This is a genomic window from Georgenia faecalis, assembly GCF_003710105.1.
In the GTDB taxonomy this organism is placed as follows: domain Bacteria; phylum Actinomycetota; class Actinomycetes; order Actinomycetales; family Actinomycetaceae; genus Georgenia_A; species Georgenia_A faecalis.
This window is the reverse complement of the sequence record NZ_CP033325.1, coordinates 3,155,514-3,182,029: the sequence shown is the minus strand read 5'-3', so window position 1 is coordinate 3,182,029 and position 26,516 is coordinate 3,155,514. Positions and strand designations below refer to the sequence as shown.

21 protein-coding genes are annotated in these 26,516 nt (G+C 74.6%); 11 read left to right on the top strand and 10 right to left on the bottom strand.

Going from position 1 to position 26,516, the window contains the following annotated elements; translation table 11 throughout:
• Nucleotides 1–62: 62 nt before the first annotated feature.
• From EBO36_RS13975 to EBO36_RS13965, 3 genes are read right to left on the bottom strand one after another with little or no spacing between them, the layout of a single operon-like run.
• On the bottom strand, nt 63–1,226 hold the full coding sequence (locus tag EBO36_RS13975) for an ABC transporter permease (RefSeq protein ID WP_122825151.1): 1,164 nt from the start codon (nt 1,224–1,226) through the stop codon (nt 63–65).
• Nucleotides 1,223–2,368 carry an ABC transporter permease gene (locus EBO36_RS13970; protein ID WP_122825692.1) on the bottom strand — a complete coding sequence of 382 codons (1,146 nt, stop codon included), beginning with the start codon at nt 2,366–2,368 and terminating at the stop codon, nt 1,223–1,225. Before EBO36_RS13970 ends, EBO36_RS13975 begins: the two co-directional genes overlap by 4 nt.
• 17 nt (nt 2,369–2,385) lie before the next feature.
• On the bottom strand, nt 2,386–3,372 hold the full coding sequence (locus tag EBO36_RS13965) for an ABC transporter ATP-binding protein (RefSeq protein WP_122825150.1): 987 nt from the start codon (nt 3,370–3,372) through the stop codon (nt 2,386–2,388).
• Nucleotides 3,373–3,697: 325 nt separating this feature from the next.
• Here EBO36_RS13965 and EBO36_RS13960 point away from each other — a divergent pair, with 325 nt between their 5' ends.
• A complete protein-coding gene (locus EBO36_RS13960) occupies nt 3,698–5,146 on the top strand; it encodes a SulP family inorganic anion transporter (protein WP_244925430.1) in 1,449 nt (482 codons plus the stop codon).
• Here the strand turns inward: EBO36_RS13960 and EBO36_RS15925 are convergent.
• The 4 genes from EBO36_RS15925 to EBO36_RS13940 all read right to left on the bottom strand — a co-directional run bounded on the left by EBO36_RS15925 (nt 5,143) and on the right by EBO36_RS13940 (nt 9,907).
• Nucleotides 5,143–7,749 carry a DUF4153 domain-containing protein gene (locus EBO36_RS15925; RefSeq protein WP_122825148.1) on the bottom strand — a complete coding sequence of 869 codons (2,607 nt, stop codon included), beginning with the start codon at nt 7,747–7,749 and terminating at the stop codon, nt 5,143–5,145. The two genes, EBO36_RS13960 and EBO36_RS15925, sit on opposite strands and share 4 nt — an antisense overlap.
• The gene (locus tag EBO36_RS13950) at nt 7,746–8,447 is read right to left on the bottom strand and encodes a response regulator transcription factor (RefSeq protein WP_122825147.1); all 702 of its coding nucleotides are present in this window, start codon (nt 8,445–8,447) and stop codon (nt 7,746–7,748) included. The genes EBO36_RS15925 and EBO36_RS13950 overlap by 4 nt, the downstream gene beginning before the upstream one ends.
• 94 nt (nt 8,448–8,541) lie before the next feature.
• Complete coding sequence (locus tag EBO36_RS13945) at nt 8,542–9,420, bottom strand: phytanoyl-CoA dioxygenase family protein (protein ID WP_164471485.1); 879 nt, start codon at nt 9,418–9,420, stop codon at nt 8,542–8,544.
• Nucleotides 9,421–9,544: 124 nt separating this feature from the next.
• On the bottom strand, nt 9,545–9,907 hold the full coding sequence (locus EBO36_RS13940) for a VOC family protein (protein ID WP_122825145.1): 363 nt from the start codon (nt 9,905–9,907) through the stop codon (nt 9,545–9,547).
• Between the two features lie 42 nt (nt 9,908–9,949).
• Here EBO36_RS13940 and EBO36_RS13935 point away from each other — a divergent pair, with 42 nt between their 5' ends.
• From EBO36_RS13935 to EBO36_RS15495, 6 genes are all read left to right on the top strand, one after another.
• Complete coding sequence (locus EBO36_RS13935) at nt 9,950–10,720, top strand: alpha/beta fold hydrolase (RefSeq protein ID WP_122825144.1); 771 nt, start codon at nt 9,950–9,952, stop codon at nt 10,718–10,720.
• Between the two features lie 183 nt (nt 10,721–10,903).
• Nucleotides 10,904–12,769, top strand: coding sequence for a molecular chaperone DnaK (gene dnaK / locus EBO36_RS13930; protein WP_122825143.1), 1,866 nt, complete (start codon nt 10,904–10,906; stop codon nt 12,767–12,769).
• Nucleotides 12,766–13,527, top strand: a complete 762-nt coding sequence (locus EBO36_RS13925; protein ID WP_244925297.1) for a nucleotide exchange factor GrpE — start codon at nt 12,766–12,768, stop codon at nt 13,525–13,527. Before dnaK ends, EBO36_RS13925 begins: the two co-directional genes overlap by 4 nt.
• 92 nt (nt 13,528–13,619) lie before the next feature.
• Nucleotides 13,620–14,603 (top strand): DnaJ C-terminal domain-containing protein, encoded by a 984-nt coding sequence (locus EBO36_RS13920; RefSeq protein WP_122825142.1) that lies wholly within the window; start codon nt 13,620–13,622, stop codon nt 14,601–14,603.
• Nucleotides 14,604–14,680: 77 nt separating this feature from the next.
• Nucleotides 14,681–15,028 carry a heat shock protein transcriptional repressor HspR gene (locus EBO36_RS13915; protein ID WP_122825690.1) on the top strand — a complete coding sequence of 116 codons (348 nt, stop codon included), beginning with the start codon at nt 14,681–14,683 and terminating at the stop codon, nt 15,026–15,028.
• A gap of 105 nt (nt 15,029–15,133) precedes the next feature.
• The gene (locus EBO36_RS15495; RefSeq protein WP_222928727.1) at nt 15,134–16,015 is read left to right on the top strand and encodes a hypothetical protein; all 882 of its coding nucleotides are present in this window, start codon (nt 15,134–15,136) and stop codon (nt 16,013–16,015) included.
• 90 nt (nt 16,016–16,105) lie between these two features.
• On the opposite strand, the gene EBO36_RS13905 is transcribed toward EBO36_RS15495, so the two are convergent.
• Together EBO36_RS13905 and EBO36_RS13900 are read right to left on the bottom strand one after the other, a co-directional pair.
• A complete protein-coding gene (locus tag EBO36_RS13905) occupies nt 16,106–18,214 on the bottom strand; it encodes a prolyl oligopeptidase family serine peptidase (protein ID WP_122825141.1) in 2,109 nt (702 codons plus the stop codon).
• Nucleotides 18,215–18,323: 109 nt separating this feature from the next.
• The gene (locus EBO36_RS13900) at nt 18,324–18,488 is read right to left on the bottom strand and encodes an antitoxin (RefSeq protein WP_122825140.1); all 165 of its coding nucleotides are present in this window, start codon (nt 18,486–18,488) and stop codon (nt 18,324–18,326) included.
• Between the two features lie 135 nt (nt 18,489–18,623).
• Between EBO36_RS13900 and EBO36_RS13895 the strand changes: the two genes are divergently transcribed.
• Entirely contained in the window at nt 18,624–20,054 is a 1,431-nt protein-coding gene (locus tag EBO36_RS13895) for an amidase (protein WP_122825139.1), read from the top strand.
• A 283-nt stretch (nt 20,055–20,337) separates the two neighbouring features.
• On the opposite strand, the gene EBO36_RS13890 is transcribed toward EBO36_RS13895, so the two are convergent.
• The gene (locus EBO36_RS13890; protein ID WP_122825138.1) at nt 20,338–20,973 is read right to left on the bottom strand and encodes an alpha/beta hydrolase; all 636 of its coding nucleotides are present in this window, start codon (nt 20,971–20,973) and stop codon (nt 20,338–20,340) included.
• A 203-nt stretch (nt 20,974–21,176) separates the two neighbouring features.
• On the opposite strand from EBO36_RS13890, the gene clpB reads away from it, so the two are divergent.
• The 3 genes from clpB to EBO36_RS13875 all read left to right on the top strand — a co-directional run bounded on the left by clpB (nt 21,177) and on the right by EBO36_RS13875 (nt 26,472).
• Complete coding sequence (gene clpB, locus EBO36_RS13885) at nt 21,177–23,804, top strand: ATP-dependent chaperone ClpB (RefSeq protein WP_122825137.1); 2,628 nt, start codon at nt 21,177–21,179, stop codon at nt 23,802–23,804.
• A gap of 190 nt (nt 23,805–23,994) precedes the next feature.
• Nucleotides 23,995–24,801 carry a serine hydrolase domain-containing protein gene (locus EBO36_RS13880; RefSeq protein ID WP_244925296.1) on the top strand — a complete coding sequence of 269 codons (807 nt, stop codon included), beginning with the start codon at nt 23,995–23,997 and terminating at the stop codon, nt 24,799–24,801.
• An 18-nt stretch (nt 24,802–24,819) separates the two neighbouring features.
• Complete coding sequence (locus EBO36_RS13875) at nt 24,820–26,472, top strand: patatin-like phospholipase family protein (RefSeq protein WP_122825135.1); 1,653 nt, start codon at nt 24,820–24,822, stop codon at nt 26,470–26,472.
• Nucleotides 26,473–26,516 lie beyond the last annotated feature (44 nt).

Sequence of the window (26,516 nt, the reverse complement as noted above, 5' to 3'; positions counted from 1 at the left end):
CTCCGCCCGTCATGTCGTCCGGTGAGCCAATCACACGGGCGTCGCTCATGCCCCTGCGGCTGCTAGAGCGCGCGGGCCATCGACCGGCGCAGCGCCCAGGTGCCCAGGGCGAGCAGCGCGAGCGCCATCGCGGCGAGGACGCCCAGCTGCGGGGCGATCTCGGCGAGCGTGCCGTCGTGCCGCTGGATGAGGGCGAAGGCGTCGTAGGCCCATGCGTGCGGGGTGACGTGCGCGATGGTCTGGAGGGTGTCGGGGAAGACCTCCAGCGGCACCATGCAGCCGCCGAGGGCCGCGAGGACCAGACCCAGGCCCACGCCGAGGCCGGACGCGGCGCCGTCGTTGTCCATCACCGCGCCGATGACCATGGCGGCCCCCGCCGCCACGGCGGCGAACGCCGCGAGGACGAGGAGCGAGAGAGCGATGTTGCCCCAGTCGACGTCGAAGAGCAGCGCGGTGGTGAGCATGATGTACGCCCCCTGGAAGAGGGCGATGACGAACCGGCCGAGCGCCTGGCCGGCGAGGGCCTGACCGGTGGACACCGGGGCGGCGAGGACGCGGTTCATGACCCCGAGCCGGCGGGACTGGATGAGGGTGGCGGAGCCGGCGGCCGAGATGAGGAAGACGAACAGCAGGGTCTGACCGGCGGCGCCGAGGTCGAACTGGCCCAGCCCGGCGAACTCCTGTGCCACCTCGTCCACGTCGACGACGGCGAGGGTCGGCGGGGCCATCTCCGTCGACGCGGCGGCGAGCGCGTCCTGCGCGGCCGCCTCGTCGAGGCCCGCCTGCGTGAGGGCCCGGACCTGTCCCTGCCCGGTGGCGACGGCGGCGGCGGCCGTGCGCACCTGCTGGACGGCCAACCGGGCGCCCTGCTGGGCGGCGGGCACCACCTCGAGCGTGACCTCCGCGCCGTCGTCGAACGCCGCCGCGGCGGACGCCGGGACGACGAGCGCGGCGTCCACGCGGCCCCGGGCCACCTGCTCGGTGGCCTCGTCGGCCCCCGCCGAGGTGACGGTGACGCCGTCGTCCTCGAGCGCGGCCACCAGCTCGGTGCGCAGCGAGCTCGCGTCGCCGACGACGACCACCCGCCCCTGGGTGCCGTCCCCGCCGAACTGCGCCCCGAGGATGAGGACGAGGAGCAGCGGGAAGAGGAAGACGAAGAAGATGTTCGAGCGGTCGCGCAGGAAGCGGCGCAGCTCGACGCCCGCGATGGTGAGCGGGGCCCTCATCGCGCCTCCCCCCGGTCCGGGACCAGCCGGGCGAGAACCACGCAGACGACGGCGAAACCGAGCATCGTCAGCACCGGCACGCCGAGGTCCGCGAGACCGCCGCCGCCGGAGGTGATGCCGAGCCCGCGGGTGAGGGCGGCGACCGGGTTGACGTCGAGGAGCTGCCCGGCCAGGCCGGTGGCGCTGAGCGGGAAGAACGCGCCGCCGGTGAGGCCGAGGACGAGCGCGAAGATCGACTGGACGGCGTTGGCCTGCTCGGCGGTGCGGGCCACCCGGGCGATGACGAACATCAGCGAGGTGGCCGCGGCGACGGCGGCGAGGACGAGCGCCGCGACGGCCACGGGGGAACCGAAGGAGACGTCGAAGAGCACCGAGCCCGCGGTGAGGAGGACCGCCGTGGCGCCGACCCCGAGGAGGTAGCTCACCAGGGCCTTGGCCGCGACGATGAGGCCCGGTCGCATGGGCATCGAGCGCAGCCGCGGCATCGTGCCCGTCTCCCGCTCGGCGACGAGGCCGAGGACGCCGAAGCCCACGGTGAAGAGGAGGAACAGCCCCGCCTGCCCGGCCACCAGGGCCCCGCTGGCGCTCAGCTGCTCGTTGGCGGCCTCGCCTTCCTCCAGCGTGAGGACGGGTGCCGACGCGAGGGCCGCCTGGCCGAGGGAGGCCACCACCTCGGCCGGCAGGCCCGCCTCGGCGCCGGCGGCCGCGGTGAGGGCGCCGGCGGCGAGCTGGTCGAGGACCGCGTCGAGCACCGAGAGCACGACGTCGCCCTCGAGGCCGGTGCCGTCGCCCTCGACGACCTCGACCACGGGTCCCTCACCGGCCGTCACCGCGTCGGTGAACCCGGCGGGCACGATGACCGCCAGGCCGGCCTCGCCGTCGGCGACGCGCGCCGACGCCGCGTCGGCCGAGACCTCCTCGACGGTGACGTCGAGGTCACCGAGGTCGCCGAGGACGGTGACCACGGCGTCCGCGAGGACGTCGCCCTCGGGCGCCGCGACCGCGACGGTCAGGGGCTCGAGCTCGACCTCCTGGTCCCCGAGGGTGAGGTCGAAGACAACCATGAGCGCGAGCGGCACGACGAGGCCGTAGAGGAGCACCGACCGGTCACGGAGCCGTTGGCGGAGGTCGGACACCGTCATCGTCCACAGCTGGCGCATCAGTCCCGCAACGCCTTGCCGGTGAGGTGGAGGAACACCGACTCGAGGTCCGGCCGGGTGATCTCGACGTCGTCGAGCGCCATGCCGGCCGTCGTCGCGGTGGTGACGACCACCGCGACGGCGGTGGGGGCGTCGTGCACGGTGAGCGTGAGCGCGCGCCGTTCGGCGTGGACGTCGACCACGGGGGCGAGCGCGCGCAGCGCGGTGGCGGCCCGGGCGGTGTCCCCGCTCCCGCCGAGGCGGATGGTGTCGACGCCGCCGGTGAGGGTGATGAGCTCGCCGCGCGTGCCCTCGGCCTGGATGCGGCCGGAGTCGACGATGGCGATCCGGTCACAGAGGCGCTCGGCTTCCTCCATGTAGTGCGTGGTGTAGAGGACCGCCATCCCCTCCCCGGAGAGGGCCTCGACCGACTCGAGGATGGCGTTGCGGGACTGGGGGTCCACCCCCACGGTCGGCTCGTCGAGGATGAGCAGGGTGGGCTGGTGGATGAGCCCGATGCCGATGTTGAGGCGGCGCTTCATCCCGCCGGAGAACTCCTTCGTCGCGTCGCGTGCCCGGTCGGACAGCGCCACGAGGTCGAGGACCTCGTCGACGCGGCGGGTGAGCGCCGCGCCGCGCAGCCCCTCGAGCTTGCCGAAGAACGTGAGGTTCTCCCGGGCAGTGAGCTCGGGGTAGATCGCGAGGTCCTGGGGGACGAGGCCGATGTGCGCCTTGACGCCCACCTCGCCCGGCCCCATCCGCCGGCCCGCCACGGTGACGGTGCCCGAGTCGGCGGCGAGCAGCCCCGCGACCATGGAGATGGTCGTCGTCTTGCCCGCCCCGTTGGGCCCGAGCAGCCCGTACGTCTCGCCGGGGGCGATGAAGAAGGAGACGCCGTCGACGGCGGTGAGGTCGCCGTAGCGGCGGACGAGGTCCCGGACGACCAGGACGTCACCGGGGACGTCGTCGGGCGCGTCGTCGGGGCGGGGTGGCGCTGCGGTGCTCACGGTGTTGCCGATCGTCGTCGGATGTTCGTGGTGATCCTGGCACGCCGGGCCGGGGGGTCCAAGGTGCGGTGGGTGCGGTGGGTTCCCTGGCGCGTGGGTCGGCTAGAGTCTCCGCGCTCGCGGCGGTCCGCCGTCGCCGGCGCCGGTGTGACGACGCGCCGCCCTGACCACGGGCGTACGTCGCCCCAGACCGCGGGAGATCGCCGTGCCCTCCACCCCTGCCGCCGCACCGGACCGCGCGCCCGGGCGGCGCCCCGACCACGGCGTCCGGACCGACGGCGTCCGGGTCGACAGCCTCCGCCCCGACCACAGCGTCCGGGCCGCGCTGCGCTCGCCGGCGCGGCTGCGCACCGAGGTGCTCGCCGGGCTGGTCGTCGCCCTCGCCCTCATCCCCGAGGCGATCTCGTTCTCCATCATCGCCGGCGTCGACCCGCGGGTGGGGCTGTTCGCCTCCTTCACCATGGCGGTGACCCTCGCGTTCCTCGGGGGCCGCCCCGCGATGATCTCCGCCGCGACGGGCGCCGTCGCCCTGGTCGTCGCGCCGGTGGTCCGCGACCACGGGCTCGACTACCTCATCGCCACGGTGATCCTCGGCGGCCTCATCCAGGTGGTCCTCGCCCTGCTCGGGGTGGCCCGGCTCATGCGGTTCATCCCGCGCAGCGTCATGGTGGGCTTCGTCAACGCCCTGGCGATCCTCGTCTTCGTCGCCCAGCTCCCCCACCTCACGGGCGTCCCCTGGGCGGTCTACGCCATGGTCGCCGCCGGCATCGCCCTCATCGTAGGACTGCCGCGCCTGACGACGGCGGTGCCCGCGCCGCTCGTGGCGATCGTCCTGCTCACCGTCGTCACGGTGGTGTTCGCGCTCGCCGTCCCCGACGTCGGCGACGAGGGCGACCTGCCCGACTCCCTGCCGTCGCTGCTCCTGCCCGACGTGCCGCTGACGCTGGAGACCCTGGCGATCATCGCGCCGTTCGCGGCGACGATGGCGCTCGTGGGCCTCATGGAGTCCCTCATGACCGCCAAGCTCGTCGACGACGTCACCGACACCCGCTCCGACAAGACGCGCGAGGCGTGGGGCCAGGGCGTGGCGAACGTCGTCACCGGCTTCTTCGGGGGCATGGGTGGCTGCGCGATGATCGGCCAGACGATGATCAACGTGAAGGAGTCGGGCGCGCGGACCCGGATCTCCACGTTCCTCGCCGGGGTGTTCCTCCTCGTGCTCGTCGTCGGGCTGGGCGACCTCGTCGCCACGATTCCCATGGCCGCCCTCGTCGCGGTGATGATCATGGTCTCCGTCGGCACCTTCGACTGGCACTCGGTCCGCCCGGCCACGCTGCGCCGGATGCCGCTCTCGGAGACCGCCGTCATGCTCACCACCGTCGCCGTCACCGTGGGCACGCACAACCTCGCGTACGGCGTCATCAGCGGGGTCGTCGTCGCCGCGCTCATGTTCGCCCGGCGCGTCGCCCACATGACCGAGGTGGTCGACGTCGCCCACCCGGACCCGGGCACCCGGGTGTACGCCGTCGTGGGGGAGCTGTTCTGGGCGTCGAGCAACGACCTCGTCTACCAGTTCGACTACACCGGCGACCCCGCGAACGTCGTCATCGACCTCTCCCGCGCCCACGTCTGGGACGCCTCCACGGTGGCGACGCTCGACGCCATCACGACGAAGTACGCGGCCAAGGGGACGACGGTGACGATCACCGGCCTGGACGAGGCGAGCGCCCAGCGGCACGCCCGCCTCGCGGGGCACCTCGGCGGCGGCCTCTAGGGGCAGCCGGCCCGGGTCCCGACGAGCCGCACGTCCTCGAGGGCGTCCGCGGCGCGGGCGCGGCCGAGGTTCCAGGACAGGACGTCCGGGGGCGGGTCGACCGGGCGCAGCGAGCAGGCCGCGAGGTCGGGCGGTAGGCCGGCGAGGATCGTCGGCGTCGCGTCCGGGCTCAGGGTGGACAGGTAGGCGGTGTCGATCTTGCCGGTCTCCTCGAACCGGTCGATGTTCTGGGCGGCGACCCACGCGTCCGGGTTGGCGGCGCCGATGACGAGGAGGAACGCCGCGCCGGAGACCAGGGCCGCGCGCGGGAGCCACCGGCCCGACCACCGGATGCCCGCGACGACGACGAGGACCACCACCAGGCCGAGCCACAGCTCGAAGGCGTCGACGAGCACACGCAGCACGGTGAAGCCGAACGCCTCCTGGTACACCGACATGCGGAACAAGGCGGACGCGACGACCACCAGGGTGAGGGCGCAGAGGATGCCGAGGGCGACGCGCAGCAGGGTGCGCTCGCGGCCGGGGGCCTGGGGCGCCTTGCGCACCGTGAGCGCAATGGTCGCCAGCGTCAGCGCCGTCGCGACGGTGAGCTGCCCGAACCCCTGGTGGACGTACTCGGAGTAGGTCATCCCGGTGACCCGCCGGACGTAGTCGTGCCCGCCCCACATCGCCGACGCCTGCGCGACGACGAAGCCGGCGAACACCGCGATCACCAGGGCGACGGGTACCAGCCACTCCCACGTCCGCTGCACCGGGCGGGGCCGCCCCGGTCCCAGAGCCTCCACCCGGGGCGGGTTGAGGGCGAGGTAGCACGCGGCGAGGACCGAGCCGCCGACGGCGACGAGGACGAACGCGCGCAGGATGAGGTCGTCCCAGGCGAGGTCGGGGACGAGCGGGGCCACCCAGGACCCGAACACCGGGTCACCGGAGGCGAACAGGCCGCCGAAGACCACGAGCGCGAGGAGCGAGAGCGCGGCCGTGCGCAGCACCGGCCACAGCCGGCGGTGCCGGCTCAGGGCGGTGAGCGTCCGGCTGAGCAGGGGCAGGCCGCGCACCGCCGAGAGGACCCAGGCCAGCGCGCCGGCGACCATCGCCAGTACCCGGTGGGCGCCGGTGAGGGCCGTCGTCACGAGCGCGCCGACGACGAGGAGGGCGAGGACCGCCAGCCAGCCGGTGTCCCGCAGGACGACGAAGGAGCCCAGGGCCACGCTCAGCGCGGCGGACAGGACGGTCCAGGGCTGGGTGCGCCGCGGTGACATGGCGAGGACGAGGGCGCCGGCGAGGAGCAGGACGGCGAAGGCGCCGAGCCCCAGCTCGCGGTTCGGCAGCACCGCGGCGGCCAGGGCGCCGATGCCGAGGGAGGCCAGCACGGGGGTGGGGGCGGTGCTCAGCCCGGACTCCGGCCACACGTCGCCGAGGAAGGAGTCGGTGGCGCTGGGGGAGGTGGGGACGGCGGGGGAGGTGGGCGCGGAGAGGGCGGAGGAGGCGGCGGGGCGGGCGAGCGCGGGTGACGTCGCCGCGGGCGAGGTGGCCGCGGTGGGCGCGGCCGCTGGCGCGGCTGCCGCCGGCGGCACGGGTGCGGCCGGGGCCGGATCGAGGGGCAGGTCGGCGCGGATCCGCGCGCCGGTCCGGGTCCCCTCTGGGGGCAGCGCGGCGATGGAACCGCCATGCATCTCGCACACCCAGCTCGCGATGGCCAGGCCGAGGCCGGTCCCACCCCCGCCGTCGGCCTCGGCGGAGCCGAACCGGGTGAAGACGTGCTCCTCGAGCCCGGCGGGGATGCCGGGCCCCTCATCGGCGACCTCGAGCGACCAGCGGTCGACGCCGGCGGCGGCGCGCACCCACACCGTGCCGCCGGCCGGGGAGTGGCGCGCGGCGTTGTCGAGCAGGTTGGCGGCGACCTGCGCGAGCCGGGCCCGGTCGCCGGAGACCACGAGGTCGGCGGGGTGGACCTCGACGTCGAACCGCACGGCGCGGGCACCGATCGCGGCCTCGGCGACGGCCTGGTCGAGCAGCTCCGCCACGGGGACCGGGCCGAGGTCGAGGGAGGCCGCGCCGCCGTCGACCCGGGCGATGTCGAGCAGGTCGCCGACGAGCGCGCTGAGCCGCTCCGACTGGGCCAGGGCCGTGGCGAGGGCCGCGTCGTCGGGGCGGACCACGCCGTCGACGAGGTTCTCCAGGAGCACCCGCTGGGCGGCCAGCGGGGTGCGCAGCTCGTGCGAGACGGTGGCGACGAGCGCCCGGCGCTGCTGGTCGGCCGTGGCGAGGTCGACGGCCATGGTGGTGAAGGCGCGCGCCAGCCGGCCCACCTCGTCGGTGGAGGTCGCGGTGACCCGCTGGGAGTAGTCCCCGGTGGCCATCCGGGCGGCGGCCGCCGTCATCTCCCGCAGGGGCGCCGTCATGCCCTGGGCGAGCCACTGCGTGACGCCCAGGGCCGCGGCCGCCGTCACGGGGAGGGTGAGCCACACCGGCACGCCTGCACCCGCCCCGATCTGCACGACGAGCGCGGTGGCGAGCACGCTGAGGCCGACGAGCAGCCCGATCTTCAGCTTGATCGAGCCGACCCGGTCCAGCGGCCGGGCCGGCGGCGGGGCGGCGCTCACGCCGGCTCCACGGCGTAGCCGACGCCGTGCACGGTCCGCACGCGCGACGCCCCGATCTTGGCGCGCAGCGCACGGACGTGGGTGTCCAGGGTCCGGGTCCCGCGCGCGTCCGCCCACCCCCAGACCTCGCCCATGAGCTCCTCGCGGGTGCGGACCGTGCCGGGCTGGGCGGCGAGGGTCATGAGGAGGTCGAACTCCAGCGGCGCGAGGTGCACCTCCGCGCCGTCGACCCAGACCCGGCGCGCCGCTCGGTCGAGGGCGAGGGAGCCCAGCTCCAGGCGGGCCGGCGCCGCGGCGGCGAGCTCACGGGCCCGCTCGACGCGCCGCAGCAGCGCGCGGATGCGGGCCACCACCTCACGGACCCGGAACGGCTTGGTCACGTAGTCGTCGGCGCCGACGGCGAGGCCGACGAGCACGTCCGTCTCCTCCACCCGGGCGGTGAGCATGAGCACGGGGACGGCGCGCAGCGCCTGGATCCGGCGGCACACCTCGACGCCGTCGAACCCGGGCAGCATGACGTCGAGGACGACGACGTCGGGGCGCTCGCGCTCGAACGCGGTCACCGCCCCGGGGCCGTCGAACGCCTGGACGACGTCGAACCCCTCGGCGCGCAGCCGCTGCGAGAGGCCGTCGTTGATCGTCGGGTCGTCCTCGACGACGAGCACCGCGGGCCGCGCGGCGGGCGTGGGGTCGGTCATGGGACCGAGCCTAGGAGCGGCACCGCGCGCGACCCGTGGTGGTGATGTGAGGATCGTGCAAGGAATCCGGCCGGTTTGGTGGTCCGGCCCGCGCTCACGCCTGGAGCGCGCTCATGCGCAGCCCCTCGAAGAGGTGCTCCGTGCGGTAGGGCGGCAGCGCGGCCGCCGTCGGCGCGACGACCTCCACGCTGATGTGGTCGAGGACGTGGGGCGGGACGGAGTCCGCGTACTCCTGCGACATCCGGATCCGCGGCGGGTGCGGGTCGTACGGGTCGGCGCGCCGCTCGACGACGGCCGGGTCGTCGGGGGCGACGATGCCGACGATGGCGACCTGCCGCATGCGTGAGCCGATGCCCATCGCGGACCCGCGGTGGACGATGAGGCCCGAGCGCACCGACAGGTTGCCCATCCGGGCGTGGAACGAGCGCATCCGGCCCTCGAGGTCCGGCACCCGCTCGCCCGGCGGGAACATGGCGTCCTCGAAGTCCTCGCCGTCGTCGAGCTGGGTGCCCGGGACGGCCTGGAAGGGGGCGTCGACGACGTCGAGCGCGGTGATGTTCACGGCGATCGACGTGAGCCGGCGCTCGCGGCGGGTGATCTCGGGCATGGGGAAGTCCCGGTGCCAGGGCTGGTTGATCGCCCCCGGGAGGGGGATGTCGCAGCCGAGCTCGACCACCTGCCAGTCGGGACCGAAGAGGTGCGCGGAGAGGGCGGCGATCACCGGGTGCGTGACGACGTCGAGGAACGCCGGTACCCGCTCGGCGAAGGGCTCGAAGTAGAAGCGGTTCCAGCCTCGGGGCGCCACCCCGCCGGGGCTGCGCAGGGCGGCGATGAACTCGCGGGCGAGGTCGTCGTCGAGTCGGCCGGCCCACTCCCGCGGGAAGGCGTTCGGGAGGAGGGCGAGGCCGTCGCGGTAGACCGCCTCGGCGAGCGCCGGCGCGGTCATCTGGTCGGTGCTGAGAGGACTCGTCATCGTGACCACCCACATCGGTGCGCAGCGGCAGTGGTTCCAGCGTAAGCGCGTTCTCCGCGTCGGACAGGGGCTGTGGATTGCAATGGGGTCACGGCGCCGCGACCCGCCTGCGAGGGCGCCGGCGTCAGGCGTCCGCGGCGCCGTGCGCCGCGACGCAGAACTCGTTGCCCTGCGGGTCGGCGAGCGTCACCCAGCGGAAGCTCTCGTCCCCGCGCCGGGCGACCAGGGTGGCCCCGGCCGCGAGGAGGCGGTCCACCTCGGCGTCGAGGTCCTCGGCGTGGAGGTCGAGGTGGAGCTTGTTCTTGCCCGCGGTCGGCTCCTCGACCTTCTGGAACGCGAGCATGACGGGCAGGCCGCCACCGCGGACGACGGCGAACCAGCCGTCGTTCGTCTCGGTGACCTCGGCTCCGGTCTGCTCCGCCCACCAGGCCGCGAGCGCCTCGGCGTCGGTGGTGTCGCACGTGACCATGCCCAGCGTGAGTGTCATGGGTGGGAGGGTAGGGCTGGCACTGACCGGGGGGAGGTCGCCATGCCGCTGCACGTCGCCGAGTCCGGGCAGCCCGCCGCGCCGAGCCTCGTGCTCCTGCACGGGGTGGGAGCGAGCAGCTGGATGTGGTGGCACCAGGTCGCCGCCCTCGGTGACCTGCACTGCCTCGCCGTCGACCTGCCCGGGCACGGCCGCAGCGCCGGCGTCGCGTGGGACTCGCTCGCCGCCACCGCGGACCTCGTCGCCGAGGTGATCCGCGAGCGCGGTGCGGGCGGCCGGGCGCACGTCGTCGGGCTGTCCCTCGGCGGGCACGTCGCCCTCGCCCTCCTCGAGCGGCACGCCGCCGTGCTCGAGACCGTCGTCGTCAGCGGGGTGACCGCCGCGCCGTGGCCCGGGCGGGCGCTGCTGCCGCTCTACGTGCGGCTCGCCGCCGCCGGGCGTGGTCCCGGGCCGCTGGCGGCGCGGGCCCGGGCCCTCGGCCTGCCGCCCGCGCAGCAGGCGGCGTACGTCGAGAACGCGCTGGCCATGGCCGACGACGCCTACCGCCGCGCCTACCGCGAGGTGTCGGCGTACCGCGCGCCGGCCGCGCTCGCGGCCGTGCCGGTCCCCACCCTGGTCCTCGCCGGCGGGCGCGAGTCCCGGGGCATCACCGCCGCCGTGCGCACCCTCCCCGCGCTGCTGCCCCGCGCCGAGGGCCGGGTCGCCCCGGGGCTCGGCCACGGCTGGAACGTCGAGGACCCCGAGCTCTTCACCGCCACCGTGCGCGCCTGGGTGCGCGGGACGCCGCTGCCGGCACGGTTGCGGCGGCCGTAGGCGGACGCTCGTGTCCGCTCGCTGATCGGGGAATACCCCGGCCCCTGCCGAGGTTGAGCCTGTCAGACTCAAGTTCGACGCCGCCGAGTTGACAGACGCGGCTCAGCGCACAAACTTGAGTGTGGACGACTCAAGACCCCGGGCCGGTAGTTGACCGGCTCGTCAGACGAAGGAGCATCACACATGGCACGAGCGGTCGGAATTGACCTGGGAACCACGAACTCCGTCGTCGCCGTCCTCGAGGGCGGCGAGCCGACGGTCATCGCGAACGCCGAGGGCGCACGGACGACCCCCTCGGTCGTCGCCTTCAGCAAGTCGGGAGAGGTTCTCGTCGGCGAGGTCGCCAAGCGGCAGGCCGTCACCAACGTCGACCGCACCATCTCCTCGGTCAAGCGCCACATGGGCACCGACTGGACGGTGACCATCGACGACAAGAAGTACTCGGCGCAGGAGATCTCCGCGCGCATCCTCGGCAAGCTCAAGCGCGACGCCGAGCAGTACCTCGGCGAGCCCGTCACCGACGCCGTCATCACCGTGCCGGCGTACTTCAACGACGCCGAGCGCCAGGCGACGAAGGACGCCGGCCAGATCGCCGGCCTCAACGTCCTGCGCATCATCAACGAGCCCACCGCGGCCGCCCTGGCCTACGGCCTCGAGCGCGGCAAGGAGGACGAGCTCATCCTCGTCTTCGACCTCGGTGGCGGCACCTTCGACGTGTCCCTCCTCGAGGTCGGCAAGGACGACGACGACTTCTCCACCATCCAGGTGCGCGCCACCAACGGCGACAACCGCCTCGGTGGCGACGACTGGGACCAGCGGGTCGTCGACTGGCTCGTCTCGCAGGTGAAGAACAAGGACGGCGTGGACCTGTCCAAGGACCGCATCGCTCTCCAGCGTCTGCGGGAGGCCGCCGAGCAGGCGAAGAAGGAGCTCTCCTCCACGACGAGCACCAACATCTCCCTGCAGTACCTCTCGATGAGCGAGAACGGCCCCATCCACCTCGACGAGAAGCTCACCCGCGCGCAGTTCCAGCAGATGACCGCGGACCTCCTCGAGCGCACCAAGGCGCCCTTCCGCTCGGTCATCGCCGACGCGGGCATCAAGGTCGAGGACATCGACCACGTCGTGCTCGTCGGTGGCTCCACCCGGATGCCCGCCGTCACCGACGTCGTCCGTGAGCTCACCGGCGGCAAGGAGCCCAACAAGGGCGTCAACCCGGACGAGGTCGTCGCCGTCGGCGCGGCCCTGCAGGCCGGCGTCATCAAGGGCGATCGCAAGGACGTCCTGCTCATCGACGTCACGCCCCTGTCCCTCGGCATCGAGACCAAGGGCGGGGTGATGACCAAGCTCATCGAGCGGAACACGGCCATCCCCACCAAGCGCTCCGAGGTGTTCTCCACCGCCGAGGACAACCAGCCGAGCGTCCTCATCCAGGTCTTCCAGGGTGAGCGCGAGTTCGCGCGGGACAACAAGCCGCTGGGCACCTTCGAGCTCACCGGCATCGCCCCGGCGCCCCGCGGCATGCCCCAGATCGAGGTCACCTTCGACATCGACGCGAACGGCATCGTCCACGTCTCCGCCAAGGACCGTGGCACGGGCAAGGAGCAGTCGATGACCATCACCGGCGGCTCGGCCCTGCCCAAGGACGAGATCGACCGGATGGTCAAGGAGGCCGAGGCGCACGCCGCCGAGGACAAGAAGCGCCGCGAGGAGGCCGAGACCCGCAACACCGCGGAGCAGCTGGTCTACTCCACGGAGAAGCTCCTCAAGGACAACGCGGAGAAGCTCCCGCAGGACGTCTCCACCGAGGTCCAGGGCGCCGTCGACGAGCTCAAGAGCGCGCTCGAGGGCGAGGACATCGACGCCATCAAGGCCAAGCAGGAGGCGCTCGTCACCGCCTCGCAGAAGATCGGGCAGGCGCTGTACGCGAGCGACCAGGCCGCCGGGGCCCAGGGTCCCGACGCCGGGTCGAGCGACGGGACGCCGGCCGGTGGCGCCGACGACGACGTCGTCGACGCCGAGATCGTCGACGAGGGTGACACCAAGTGACGCCCGCGGACTCGGCGCCCGAGCAGCCCGACCAGCCGGTGGTCCGGGACAAGCGGCGCATCGACCCCCTCACGGGGCAGGTGCGCCAGCCGGACCCGGCGCAGGCGGACGCGGCCACCGAGGCGGGGGAGAACCCCGCCGCGGAGGCTGACGCCACGGGCACGGCCGACGACGCCGCCACGGCCGACGACGCCGCCACGGCCGACGACGCCGCCACGGCCGACGACGCCGCCACGGCCGACGACGCCGCCACGGCCGACGACGCCGCCACGGCGGACGCGACCGGCGCCGGTGCTGCCCCCGGGGCATTGGCCGCCGCCAAGGCGGAGGCCGCCGAGCTCTCGGACCAGCTGGCCCGACGCACGGCTGCGCTCTACAACGTCGAGCAGGAGTACAACGCGTACGTCCGCCGCGCCAAGGCGGCGGCGTCCGAGCAGCGCCAGGCGGGCGTGGCCGAGGTGACCGAGGCCCTCATGGGCGTCCTCGACGACATCCACCTCGCGCGGGTGCACGGCGACCTCGCCGGTCCCTTCGCGGCGATCGCCGAGAAGCTCGAGGCGACGCTCGAGCAGCGGTTCGGCGTCGTCCGGTTCGGGGACACCGGCGAGGAGTTCGACCCGGCGGTCCACGAGGCGCTCATGCACACCCCGGACGCCGAGGCGACGAGCACCACGGTGACCCAGGTGCTCCAGCCCGGGTACCGGGTCGGGGACCGGGTGCTGCGCGCGGCGCGCGTGGCCGTCACCGGCCCCCAGTAGGACACGTCGACGGTGCCCGGCCCCAGGCCGGGCACCGTCGCTCTCGGGCGCGGGCACCCCGCGTCACGACACGATCGAGGAGGTGAAGGGCGATGACAGGTCAGGACTGGTTCGAGAAGGACTTCTACGCGACGCTCGGGGTTCCCAAGGACGCCGACGCCACAGCCATCAAGAAGGCCTACCGCAAGCTCGCCCGCAAGCTCCACCCCGATCACAACCCCGGCGACGCCGAGTCCGAGCGACGCTTCAAGGAGGTCGGCGAGGCCTACGCCGTGCTCTCCGACCCCGAGGAGCGCAAGCAGTACGACGCCGTGCGCGCCATGGCCGGGGGCGGGGCACGCTTCTCCGCGGGTGGCTCCGGCGGGGCCGCCGGGTTCGAGGACCTCTTCGGCGGCATGTTCGGTGCCGGCGCCGGCGGGCCGCGCACGTCCCGGACGCGCTACTCCACCGGCGCCAACGCCGGGTTCGAGGACATCCTCTCCGACATGTTCGGCGGGGGAGGGTTCACCGGACGATCCCGTGGTCCGGTCCGGGGCGACGACATCGCCGCCTCCGCGAGCCTGCCGTTCCGGCAGGCGGTCGAGGGCGCGACCATGCAGCTCACCGTGGGGGAGCGCACCATGACGGTGCGGATCCCCGCCGGCGTCCACGACGGCCAGAAGATCCGCCTGCGCGGCAAGGGCCAGCCCGGTGCCGCCGGCGGCGAGCCGGGGGACATGGTCGTCACCGTCTCGGTGGAGCCGCACCCGGTGTACCAGCTCGACGGCCGCAACCTGCGGATCACCGTCCCCGTGACGTTCGCCGAGGCGGCGCTCGGCGGGACCGTGGAGGTGCCCACGCTCGACGGCGGCACCGTACGGGTCAAGGTCCCGGCCGGGACGCCGTCGGGCCGGACCCTGCGGGTCAAGGGCAAGGGCGTGACCACGCCGGCCGGGACGGGCGACCTGCTCGTCACGGTGACCGTGGCCGTCCCGAAGAACCTCCCCGGTGATGCCCGGGAGGCGGTCGAGGCCTTCGCCGCGGCGACCGCGGGCGAGGACCCCCGGGCGGAGCTGCGCGCGCTGGCCGCGCGCTGAGGGAGGACGGCACGGTGACCGCGGGCCCTGACGACGTTCCGGTCTTCGTCATCTCCGTCGCGGCCGAGCTGGCCGGCATGCACCCCCAGACGCTGCGCCAGTACGACCGCCTCGGGCTGGTCTCGCCCAAGCGGACCCGGGGCCGGGGTCGGCGTTACTCCGTCCACGACATCGACCTCCTGCGCGAGGTGCAGCGCCTGTCGCAGGAGGAGGGGATCAACCTCGCGGGGATCAAGCGGATCCTCGACCTCCAGCGTGATCTCGACGCCGCACGGCAGGAGAACGAACGTCTCCAGCGCCGCGTCGCGGCCGAGCACCGCGTCTTCGCCGCCGGACCCGGCGGCGAGGTGAGCGAGCTCCGCCGCGGGCGTCGGCCCGAGCGGCGCGAGGTCGGAGCGCTCGTCGTGTGGCGGCCGGAGCGCTGAGGAAGGCCCCGCTGACGGGTGGGCGGGACCACCGCCTGGCATGCTGGACGTGCAGGCGAGCGGCGCCCCGGGGCGTCGCCGCGGTCACGAGGAGCGGGGACGACGATGAGCACGCCGACGAACGACAGCTCGCGGCCCGGCGAGGGCGGTCCTGACGAGCCCCGCTACGGGCGCCGCGCCGATCCGGGCGGGTCGAGCCCGGCCGGCTCGAGCGCGGGCGGACCGCCCGCCTACGGCCAGCAGCAGCCGGGCTATGGGGCCCCGGGCGGCGGCGACCCGTACCGCGCGCCCTCCTCCTCGGCGGGCGGCTACGGCCAGCAGGGCGCCCAGGGGTACGGCCAGCAGCAGCGCCCGGGCCCCCAGGGCTACGGGCAGCAGCCGGGCTACGGCCAGCAGCCGAGCTACGGCCAGCCCGGCTACGGGCAGCCGTACGGCGCCGGCCAGGGCGCCAAGCCCAAGCGCACCGGTCCGATCATCACCATCGTCGTCGGCGTGCTCATGCTCATCCTCGGCCCCGTCATCGGCCTCGTCGTCGGTGCCGGCGCGCTCGCGGACATCGTCGAGGACAGCGCCGAGCTCACCAACGGGGGCACGGTCACCCTGCCCGCCGACGCCGAGCGCGCCATCTACGTCGGGGACGCGAACGCCGCGCAGTCGCTGACGTGCACGGTCACCGACCCCTCCGGCGCCGACGTCCCCGTCCGCGCCTCCCAGGGCGGCACCACGGACGTCGACGGCGAGCCCGTCCTCCCGGGCGCCGTCTTCACGACGACGGAGGCCGGCGCCTACACCATCGACTGCGACCTGCCCTCGGGCGCAACCGACACTCTCGTCGTCGCCCCGCCGGTCGACGCCGAGGGCATCCTCGACGTCGGCTTCTCCGTCCTCATCGGGCTCGGCGTCGGCTTCCTCGGCTTCATCGTGCTCATCGTCGGCATCGTCTGGCTCATCCGGGTGAACAAGCGGGCCCGGACCGGCGGGTACTGACCCCGCCGGGAGCGCCCGGCCCACCCACGCGTGAAGGCCCGCGGAACCTCACCGGTTCCGCGGGCCTTCCGCGTTCGCCAGTCCTGGGTGTCAGGCGCCGCCGAGGCGCTGCCAGAGGAACTCGTACGCCAGCGCCGCCATGGTCGCGGCCTGCGCGTTCGTCGCCGCCCCGCCGTGCCCGCCCTCGATGTTCTCGTAGTAGGTGACGTCGTCACCGCGGGCGAGCATCGCCGCCGCCATCTTCCGGGCGTGGCCGGGGTGGACGCGGTCGTCGCGGGTCGACGTCGTGAAGAGCACGGGCGGGTACTGCGCGCCCTCCTCGAGGCGGTGGTACGGCGAGAACGTCCGGATGAACTCCCACTGGGCCTCGTCGTCCGGGTCCCCGTACTCCGCCATCCACGACGCGCCGGCCAGCAGGTGGCTGTAGCGCTTCATGTCCAGCAGCGGCACCTGGCACACGATGGCGCCGAAGAGCTCGGGGTAGCCGGTGAGCATGTTGCCCATGAGCAGCCCGCCGTTGGACCCGCCCTGCGCGCCCAGGTGCGCCGCGTCGGTGACGCCGCGGGCCACGAGGTCCCGGGCGACCGCGGCGAAGTCCTCGTACGCCCGGTGCCGGTTCTCCTTGAGCGCCGCCTGGTGCCAGCGCGGCCCGTACTCCCCGCCGCCGCGGATGTTGGCGACGACGTAGACGCCGCCGCGGGCGAGCCACGCCCGCCCGATCGCCCCGGAGTACGTGGGCACGCGGGAGATCTCGAAGCCGCCGTAGCCGGACAGGAGGGTCGGCCGCGGGGCGGCGGCGCCGTCGCCGGCCAGCGGCGGCGGGGACACCTCGAAGTACGGGACCCGGGTGCCGTCGTCGGAGGTGACGAAGTGCTGGGAGACGCTCAGGCCCGTCGCGTCGAAGTACGCGGGCATCGACTTCAGCGGCTCGAGCGCCACGGTCGCGCCGTCGTCGTCGAGGTCGAGGCGCGAGAGCGTCGTCGGGGTGAGGAAGCCGGAGACCATGAGCCACAGGGCGTCGGAGGTGTCGGCGTCCACCGCGCCGACGGCAATGGTCGCCAGCTCGGGAGCCTCCCATTCCGACGCCCCCGTCGTCAGGGCGAGCGGCCGACGACGCCACTCGCCGGTGCCCTCCGGCGGGGTGAGCACCTCGAGCCGGTTCGTCACGTCGTCAAGGATGTTGAGGACGAGGTGGTGGCGGGTCCACGTGGCCCCCGCCAGTGACGTCGTCTCGGTGGGCTGGTAGAGGACAGTGAAGTCGCGGCTGCCGGCGAGGAAGGCGTCCAGCGGCGCGGCGAGCAGCGCGCCACCGGGGTAGGTCCGCCCCGCCACCTCCCAGTCCTCGCGCAGCTCGACGGTGAGCCACTCGCGGTGCAGGTCGGGCTCGGCGGAGCGGGGCACCTCGAGCAGGCGCAGGCCGCCGTCGGGCGCGAGCAGGTACGTCTCGGAGTCGTAGAAGGCGTAGGCCCGGACGACGACGTCGCGCTCGAAGCCGGGCGTGAAGTCGTGCCCGGCGCCGATGGAGAGGTCGGTGGTGTTGCCGGCGAAGATCTCCGGCGCCTGCGCCAGCGGGGTGCCACGGCGCCAGCGCCGGACGGTCCGCGGGTAGCCCGAGGTCGTCATCGAGCCCTCGCCGAAGTCCGTGTAGACGAACACCTCGTCACCGCTCGAGTCCGCCCAGACCATCCCGCCCTTGGACTCATCGCGGGTGAACCCGTCGGCGACGAAGGTCTTCGTCGTGAGGTCGAACTCCCGCGTGACGTCCGCGTCGGAGCCCCCGCGGGACAGGGACACGAGCGCGCGGTCGTAGCCCGGGCGGAGCACGTGGGCGCCGTGCCAGACCCAGCTCACGCCCTCCTGCGCCCCCAGGGCGTCGACGTCGAGGAGGACTTCCCACTCCGGGTCGTCGGTGCGGTAGGAGTCCCACGTGGTACGCCGCCACAGCCCGCGCTCGTGCTCGGCGTCCGTCCAGAAGTTGTACAGGTGGTCGCCCCGCTGGACGACGGCGGGGATCTTGTCGGTGGAGTCGAGGACCTCGAGGACGCCGGCGCGCAGCTCGGCGAAGCGGGGGCTGGCCTCCAGGACGGCCGTGGCGTGCGCGTTGCGCTCGCGGACCCAGTCCAGGGGCGCGGTCCCCTCGACCTCCTCGAGCCAGGCGTGCGGGTCGGCCGGTGCGTCGGGGCGCGTGTCGTCAGTCACCCGCCCATCCCATCACGGCCCGGATGGCTGCCGCTCCGGGCGGCCATGCCACGCCCGGGGCCCGGCGCGCGACGGCGGCCACCCGCGGGTGGCCGCCGCCGCGGTGGGACTACTCGCTGCCGATCTTGCCGTCGAGGGCGTCCTGGCCCTTGTCGATCTTGTCGGCGTGCTTGCCGCCCGTCTTGTCGTCGGCGAGGTTCGCGCCCTTGTCGAGCGCGGCGTCGCTGCCCTTCTCGCCGCCGACCGCGTCCTTGGCCTTGTCTGCGATACCCATCGTTGCTCCCCTCCGTGCCGGCACCACCGTGGTGCCGCGTGCGAACGAGCGTGAGCGCCCCCGGCGTGCGCGGCAACCCGAACGGGCCTGTCTCGCGGCGGCACCCGTCGCGCGGGGGACCACTAGCCTCGGACGATGAGCGAGCTGCACCACCTCAGCGCCCTCGACCTCGCCGCCGCGGTCCGCCGCCGGGACGTCTCGCCCACCGAGGTCCTCGACCACACCCTCGAGCGCGCCCGGCGCCTCGGTCCGGGCGTCGGCGCCTTCGTCCACCTCGCCGAGGACCACGCCCGGTCCCAGGCACGCGCGGCCGAGGAGACCCTCGAGCGGGGTGACGCGGACCTCCCGCCCTTCCTCGGCGTCCCGTGCCCGGTGAAGGACCTCGTCATGGTCGCCGGCCTGCCGTTCGAGGCGGGCAGCGCCGCGTTCGCGGGGTACGTCGCCCCCGCCGACGACGGCGTCGCCGTGCGCCTGCGCGAGGCGGGCACCCTCATGGTCGGCAAGACCACCACACCGGAGCTGGGGCTGCCGCCCTACACCGAGCCCGACGTCGCCCCGCCCGCCCGCACGCCCTGGGACCGCACGCGTGGCGCCGGCGGGTCGAGCGGGGGATCGGCGGCCGCCGTCGCCGCCGGGATCGTGCCGGTCGCCCACGGGAACGACGGCGGCGGGTCGATCCGTATCCCGGCGGCCGCCTGCGGCCTCGTCGGGCTCAAGCCCTCGCGGGGGCGCGTGTCGAAGGGGCCGCTCGGCGTCGACGGCTCCGCCCTCACCGCCGACGGCGTCCTCACCCGGACCGTGCGGGACACCGCCGCGTTCCTCGACGTCCTCGCGCGCCCGTGGCCCGGGGACCACTACACCCCGCGGCCGCCGCGCACGACCTTCCTCGACGCGTGCGACCGGGACCCCGGAGCGCTGCGCGTCGGGGTGCTGCTCGACCCGGTCAACGTCGCCGGCGCCCCCGTCCACCCCGAGGCGGTGGCCGCGGCCCGGCGCGCCGCCACCCTGCTCGAGGGGATGGGGCACGTGGTCGACGTGGCGCCGGTGCCGTTCACGCCGCAGGAGTGGGAGGCGTTCCGGCCGTTGTGGGCCGTGGGGGCGCTCTCCGCGCCGATCCCGCCGGAGGCGGACGGGCTCCTCACCCCGCTCACCCGGTGGATGCGCGAGCAGGGCCGGAGCTACTCCGGGGTCGACTACGCGAACGCCCTCGTCGCCGTGCAGATGCTGGCGCGGCGGGCGGCCGCCGCCTGGGCGGGGCTCGACGTCGTCGTCACCCCCACCCTCGCGCAGCCGCCCGCACCGGTCGGCTCCATGCGCGACGACGCCGACCCCGCCGCGGACTTCGAGGCGCAGAAGGCGTTCACGCCGTGGACCAGCGCGTGGAACATCCTCGGGGCGCCGGCGATCTCCGTGCCCCTCCACCGGGCCGAGGTCGACGGCGTGGAGCTGCCGTTCGGGGCCCAGCTCGGCGCCGTCCGGCTCGGGGACGAGGAGCTGCTGCTCGCCCTCGCCGCGGCGCTCGAGGCGGCCGACCCCTGGCCGGCGTTCGCGCCCGGGGTGGCCTAGGGCGGCCTGCTCGCCCGTCGAGTTCGCTAGTTCCCGCTGAGTTCGCGAGCGGCTCGGCTGCCGGCCCGTCGAGTTCGCTAGTTCCCGCTGAGTTCGCCGTTTGGTGCCGAGTTCGCTAGTTCTGCCTATCGAACTCGGCACGGACTGGCGAACTCGGCAGGGGGCGGGGCGTCGAGTTCGCTGATTCGCGCCCAGTTCGCTGATTCGCGCCCAGTTCGCTGATTCGCGCCGAGTTCGCTCGTTCCCGCGGGTTGCGCAGCCGCGCCCCGGCGGCCGCCCGCTCCTACTGCTCCGCCGCCCGCAGCTGCTCGGCCACGAAGGCGCCGACGTCGTCGAACATCTCGTCCGTGAGGTCGTGGCCGACGCCGGGGTAGCGGCGGATGGTCGGGGTGGCGCACCGGTGCAGCCACTCCTCGAGCCCAGAGACCCACTCGGGCGGGATGACGTCGTCGAGGTCGCCGCGGGCGTAGAGCACGGCGGGCCGCACGGTGGCGACGGCCGCGTCCCGGGGATCCTCGGCCGAGCCGATGAAGCCGGCGAGGACGGCGGCGTAGGCGAGGCGGTCGGGACGCTCGCGCAGCAGCTGGAGCGTGACGCCGCCCCCCTGGGAGTAGCCGACGACGCCGACGGAGGACCAGCCCACCTGCGCGTCGAGCCACGCGCCGACGCCGGCGGCCGCCGCGTCCAACCCGGCGGCGTTCTCCGAGGCGGGGTCCGCGTCCACCCACGCCCAGCGCTCGCCGAGCGGGCGGGGCCCACGCAGCGACACGGCCGTCACCTCCGGCGGGAGCCGGTCGAACATCCGGGTCATGTCCTCGGCCACGCCCCACTTCCCGTGCAGGAGGACGACGAGGTGCCCTCCCGGTGTGCCGGGGCGGGACCAGACCATGCTCGCCTCGTCGAGGCTGTGGGTGCTCACCCGCGCCAGTGTGCCCGTCGGGATGGCGCGCGTCGAGCGGCTGACCCAGTGCCGACGAAGCCCCCGCGGCCCGGCCGGAACGGGACCTCTCGGGGCGCTCCGAGGGGCCGTCGGCCGCTCGCGGATCGAGGTTGAGCGGAATAGACTCAACTCCAGCGGACGTTGTGCCGATCAGAGTCTGATCACCGCATGGAGGAAACCTGATGAACGAACTCACCACCAAGTCGCAGGAGGCGATCGCCGCCGCGCTGCGGCTGGCCTCCTCCGCCGGCAACCCCGCACTCGAGCCGGTCCACCTCCTCGTCGCGCTGCTCACCCAGGACGGCGGCGTGGCCGGGGGACTGGTCGAGGCGGTCGGCGCCGACCGCGCCATCGTCCTTCAGCGCGCCCGGTCCGCGATCGGGGCGCTCCCCGGCGCCTCCGGCAGCTCGGTCGCCCAGCCCCAGACGTCGCGGCAGATGATGGCCGTCATCACCCAGGCGGGTGAGGAGGCCCGCGCCCTCGGGGACGAGTACATCTCCACCGAGCACCTGCTCCTCGCGCTCGCCCAGGGGACGACGCCGGCCGGCGAGATCCTCCGCGGCGCCGGAGCCACCCGCGAGGCCCTGCTCGAGGCCCTGCCCAAGGTCCGCGGCTCGGCGCGCGTCACCTCCCAGGACCCGGAGGGCACCTACCAGGCGCTGGAGAAGTACGGCACCGACCTCACCGCGGCCGCGCGTGAGGGCAAGCTCGACCCGGTCATCGGCCGCGACGCCGAGATCCGGCGCGTCGTCCAGGTGCTCTCCCGCCGCACGAAGAACAACCCCGTGCTCATCGGTGAGCCTGGCGTCGGCAAGACCGCCGTCGTCGAGGGGCTCGCCCAGCGGGTCGTCGCTGGCGACGTGCCCGACTCGCTGCGCGACAAGCGCCTCGTCGCGCTCGACCTCGCGTCGATGGTCGCCGGCGCGAAGTACCGCGGCGAGTTCGAGGAGCGCCTCAAGGCGGTCCTCGAGGAGATCAAGTCCTCGGACGGGCAGATCATCACCTTCATCGACGAGCTCCACACCGTCGTCGGTGCGGGCGCCGGGGGCGACTCGTCCATGGACGCCGGGAACATGCTCAAGCCGATGCTCGCCCGCGGCGAGCTGCGCCTGGTCGGCGCCACCACCCTCGACGAGTTCCGCGAGAACATCGAGAAGGACCCCGCGCTGGAGCGCCGCTTCCAGCAGGTCTTCGTCGGTGAGCCGTCCGTGGCGGACACCATCGCCATCCTCCGCGGCCTCGCGCCCCGGTACGAGGCGCACCACAAGGTGACGATCTCCGACAGCGCCCTGGTCGCCGCGGCCACCCTGTCCCACCGCTACATCCCCGGGCGCCAGCTCCCGGACAAGGCCATCGACCTCATCGACGAGGCTGCGTCCCGGCTGCGCATGGAGCTCGACTCCTCGCCCGTCGAGATCGACGAGCTCCGCCGCGCCGTCGACCGGCTCAAGATGGAGGAGCTGGCGCTGGTCAAGGCGGAGGACCCGGCATCCGTGGAGCGCCTCGAGCGGCTGCGTGCCGACCTCGCCGACCGCAGCGAGGAGCTCGCCGCGCTCACCGCCCGGTGGGAGAACGAGAAGGCCGGCCACAACCGCGTCGGTGACCTCAAGGCCCGCCTCGACGCCCTGCGCACGGACGCCGACCGCGCCCAGCGCGAGGGCGACCTCGAGACCGCCTCGCGCCTGCTCTACGGCGAGATCCCCACGGTCGAGCGTGAGCTGACCGCCGCGGAGTCGGCCGAGGCCGGTGCCGACGCCCCCGAGGCGCCGATGATCGCCGACCGGGTCGGCCCGGACGAGGTCGCCGAGGTGGTCGCCGCGTGGACCGGCATCCCCACCGGTCGCCTCCTCGAGGGGGAGACGCAGAAGCTGCTGCGGATGGAGGACGTCCTCGGCGAGCGGCTCATCGGCCAGAAGCAGGCCGTGCGGACCGTCTCCGACGCCGTCCGTCGCGCCCGGGCCGGCGTCTCCGACCCCGACCGCCCCACCGGCTCGTTCCTCTTCCTCGGCCCCACGGGCGTGGGCAAGACCGAGCTGGCGAAGGCGCTCGCCGACTTCCTCTTCGACGACGAACGCGCCATCGTCCGCATCGACATGAGCGAGTACTCGGAGAAGCACTCCGTCGCGCGGCTCGTCGGGGCGCCCCCGGGGTACGTCGGCTATGAGGAGGGCGGCCAGCTCACCGAGGCGGTGCGCCGCCGGCCGTACTCCGTCGTCCTCCTCGACGAGGTCGAGAAGGCGCACCCGGAGGTCTTCGACATCCTCCTGCAGGTGCTCGACGACGGCCGGCTCACCGACGGCCAGGGCCGCACGGTGGACTTCCGCAACGTCATCCTCGTCCTCACGTCGAACCTCGGGTCCCAGTTCCTCGTGGACCCGATGATGTCCGACGAGGCCAAGCGTGACGCCGTCATGCAGGCGGTGCGCGCGTCGTTCAAGCCGGAGTTCCTCAACCGGCTCGACGACGTCGTCATCTTCGAGGCCCTCACCCTCGAGGAGCTCGCCTCCATCGTCGAGCTGCAGATCGCCCGGCTCGCGCAGCGGCTGGCCGACCGCCGGCTCCGGCTCGAGGTCACGCCCGCCGCCCGGGAGTGGCTGGCGCTCGAGGGGTACGACCCCGCCTACGGCGCCCGGCCGCTGCGCCGGCTCGTCCAGCGCGAGATCGGCGACCAGCTCGCGCGGTCGCTGCTCGCCGGGGAGATCCACGACGGCGACCTCGTGGTGGTGGACCGCCCGCTCGACGAGACCGCCTCCGGGCTCGTCCTGCGCAGCGAGGCCGTCGCCACCCCGAGCGCCCGCTCGGCCCTCTGAGGCCGGGCGCGGCCGCACCGACCGGACCGTCGGCGGTGCGGCCGGGCCCGCCCATGCGCCTGTCAGCACGTGCCCAGCACGCCCGCCGCACCCGCCCCCGTGGCGGGTGCGGCGGTTCTGCATGATCACGAGGCGGGGGAGCGGGGCACCCGGGTGGAGGCGCGCCGACGTCGTGCGGCAGGCTGGGCGGGTGGACCCCTTCGCCAGCACCGCCGAGCTCACCTTCCCGCACGCCGTCGTCGTCACCGACGCCCGCGGCCCGATCCGCACGCACGGCGAGGTCGACGAGTCCTTCCGCTGGGCCTCGGTGACGAAGCTGCTCACGGCGGCGGCGGCGCTCGTGGCGGTCCAGCGCCACCTCGTGGCCCTCGAGGACCCGGTGGGCCCGCCGGGCGCCACGCTCGCCCACCTCCTCGCGCACGCGTCCGGCGTCGGCCCGGACTCCGACGCCCCGGTCGCGGCGCCCGGGCGGCGGCGGGTGTACAGCAACCGCGGGTTCGAGATCCTCGCCGACCACGTCGCCGAGGGCGTCGGCACCGACTTCGGCGACTGGCTCGAGGAGTCCGTGCTCATGCCGCTGGGCCTCAGCACCGTCCTCCTCGAGGGGTCCCCGGCCCACGGCGCCCGCGGCAGCGCCGCCGACCTCGCGCGCCTCGGCCGCGAGCTCCTCGCCCCCACGCTGCTCGAGCCCGAGCTGTTCGCCCGCGCCACCACCGTCGCGTTCCCGGGCCTCACCGGCGTCCTGCCCGGGTTCGGGCGCCAGGACCCCAACGACTGGGGCCTGGGCTTCGAGATCCGGGACGGCAAGGCCCCGCACTGGACGGGCGCGGGCAACGACCCCGCCACGTTCGGCCACTTCGGGCAGTCGGGCAGTTTCCTGTGGGTGGACCCGCGCGCCGGGATCGCCACGGCGTTCCTCGGGGCGGAGCCCTTCGGCGAGTGGGCGGCTCGGGTGTGGCCGCGCCTGTCCGACGCCGTCCTCGCCGAGCGCGGGTGAGCGCCCTACCCTCGACCCATGGCCACGACCCCGCCTGAGGGCGACGGAGCCGCGCCGGTGGGGCTGGTCCTCAGCGGCGGTGGCGCGCGGGCGAGCTTCCAGATCGGCGCGCTGCGCTACCTCTACGACCACGTCGGCATCACGCCGTCGGTCATCACGGGCACCTCGGCCGGGTCCGTCCTCGCCTCGGTGCTCGCACAGTCCGCCGACCCGGCCGGCCAGCGACGCTCCCTCGCCGACCTCGAACGGCTGTGGCGCGCGATGACGCAGACCTCGGACATGTTCGCCGAGCTCCCGTGGTTCGCGCGCCTGCGGGACCGGGGCCCGGTGTGGATCCGGGCCTTCGACCGCCGGGAGCAGCGCCAGGGAGCCCTCGGGCGCTCGTTCGCGCGGGTCGCGAGCCTACGGGCGGGCGCCCCGGCGCGGCCGGGCGCGCGTACCCGGCCCGGCGCCGCCCCTGGCCCCGCGAGCGCCGCCCGCGACGGCGCCCGGACCGCGGCGACCCCCGACGGCGCCGGGACCGCGACGCCCACCGACTACGCGGCGCGCCCGGCCACGAACGGTCACCCGGCCACCGACGGTCACCCGGCCACGAACGGACACTCGGCCACGAACGGACACTCGGCCGCCGACGGTCATCCGCGGGGGGCCCACGTCGCCGCCACCACGGGGGGCCGGCCGCTCCCGGCCCCCTGGAGCGCCGCGAGCGTCGTCGAGGCCCTCGCGACGCTGCGCGCGGTGGGCCGCGCGGGGGCGGACCTTGAGCAGATCCTCGCCGGCGCCCGGACCGAGCGGTCGATGTTCCGCCCGGGGCCCGTCGTCGAGGGGGTCCTCGACCCTGCCGTCTTCGACCCGGCCCGGGTGGCGCGCTCGGGCGTCACCCTGCGGGTCGCCGTCGTCGGCCTGGAGAGCGGCGAGCTGCACTACGTCACGGAGTCCGGCGTGCTCGTCGGGCGGGACGACGCCCCGCTCCCCGGCCGCGCCGTCGTGCCCCTCGACCTCGCCGTGCGCGCCTCCTGCTCGATCCCCATGGTGTTCCCGCCGGTGGAGCTCGACGGGGAGCACTACGTCGACGGCGGCGTGCGCGAGTCGCTCCCCGTCGAGACGGCCTTCGAGCACCTCGGGGTGGGCACCTGCTACGCCGTCGTCGCCGGGCAGCCCAGCGTGGACCGGGAGGACAGCTTCGCCGACCGGGACATGCTCAGCATCCTCCTGCGCAGCACGGCGGGGATCATGGCCCACGAGGTCCTGCGTGACGAGGTGGCCCAGGCCCGGCGGGCGGGGGCCGTCGTCATCGAGCCGGAGTTCGACATCCACGACAGCCTCACGGTCACCCCGGGGCTCGTGGCGCTGAGCATGGACTACGGGTACGTCCGCGCGGCGGAGGTGCACACGGGTGCCGGCCCCGACGTCGTCGCCCGCACCGCGGACGTCATCCGCCTGCGGCGCCGCCTGTGGGAGCTGGAGGAGCAGGCCTTCGCGCCGGGGCACAGGAACGTCGAGGCCGCCGCGGGGATCCCCGCGGGCAAGCGAGCGCTGCGGGACCAGCTCGCCGAGATCCCGCCCGAGCTGCTGCCTGCGGGCGCCGACCAGTGGTGGCGCACCTGGGAGCGGCACGCCTTCCCCGTTCCCGCCGAGCCGTCGTGGACGGACGGGGACGAGCCGGCCTGAGCCGGCCCGGCCGCCGTCCCGCACCGCCGGCCGGAGCCGGAGCC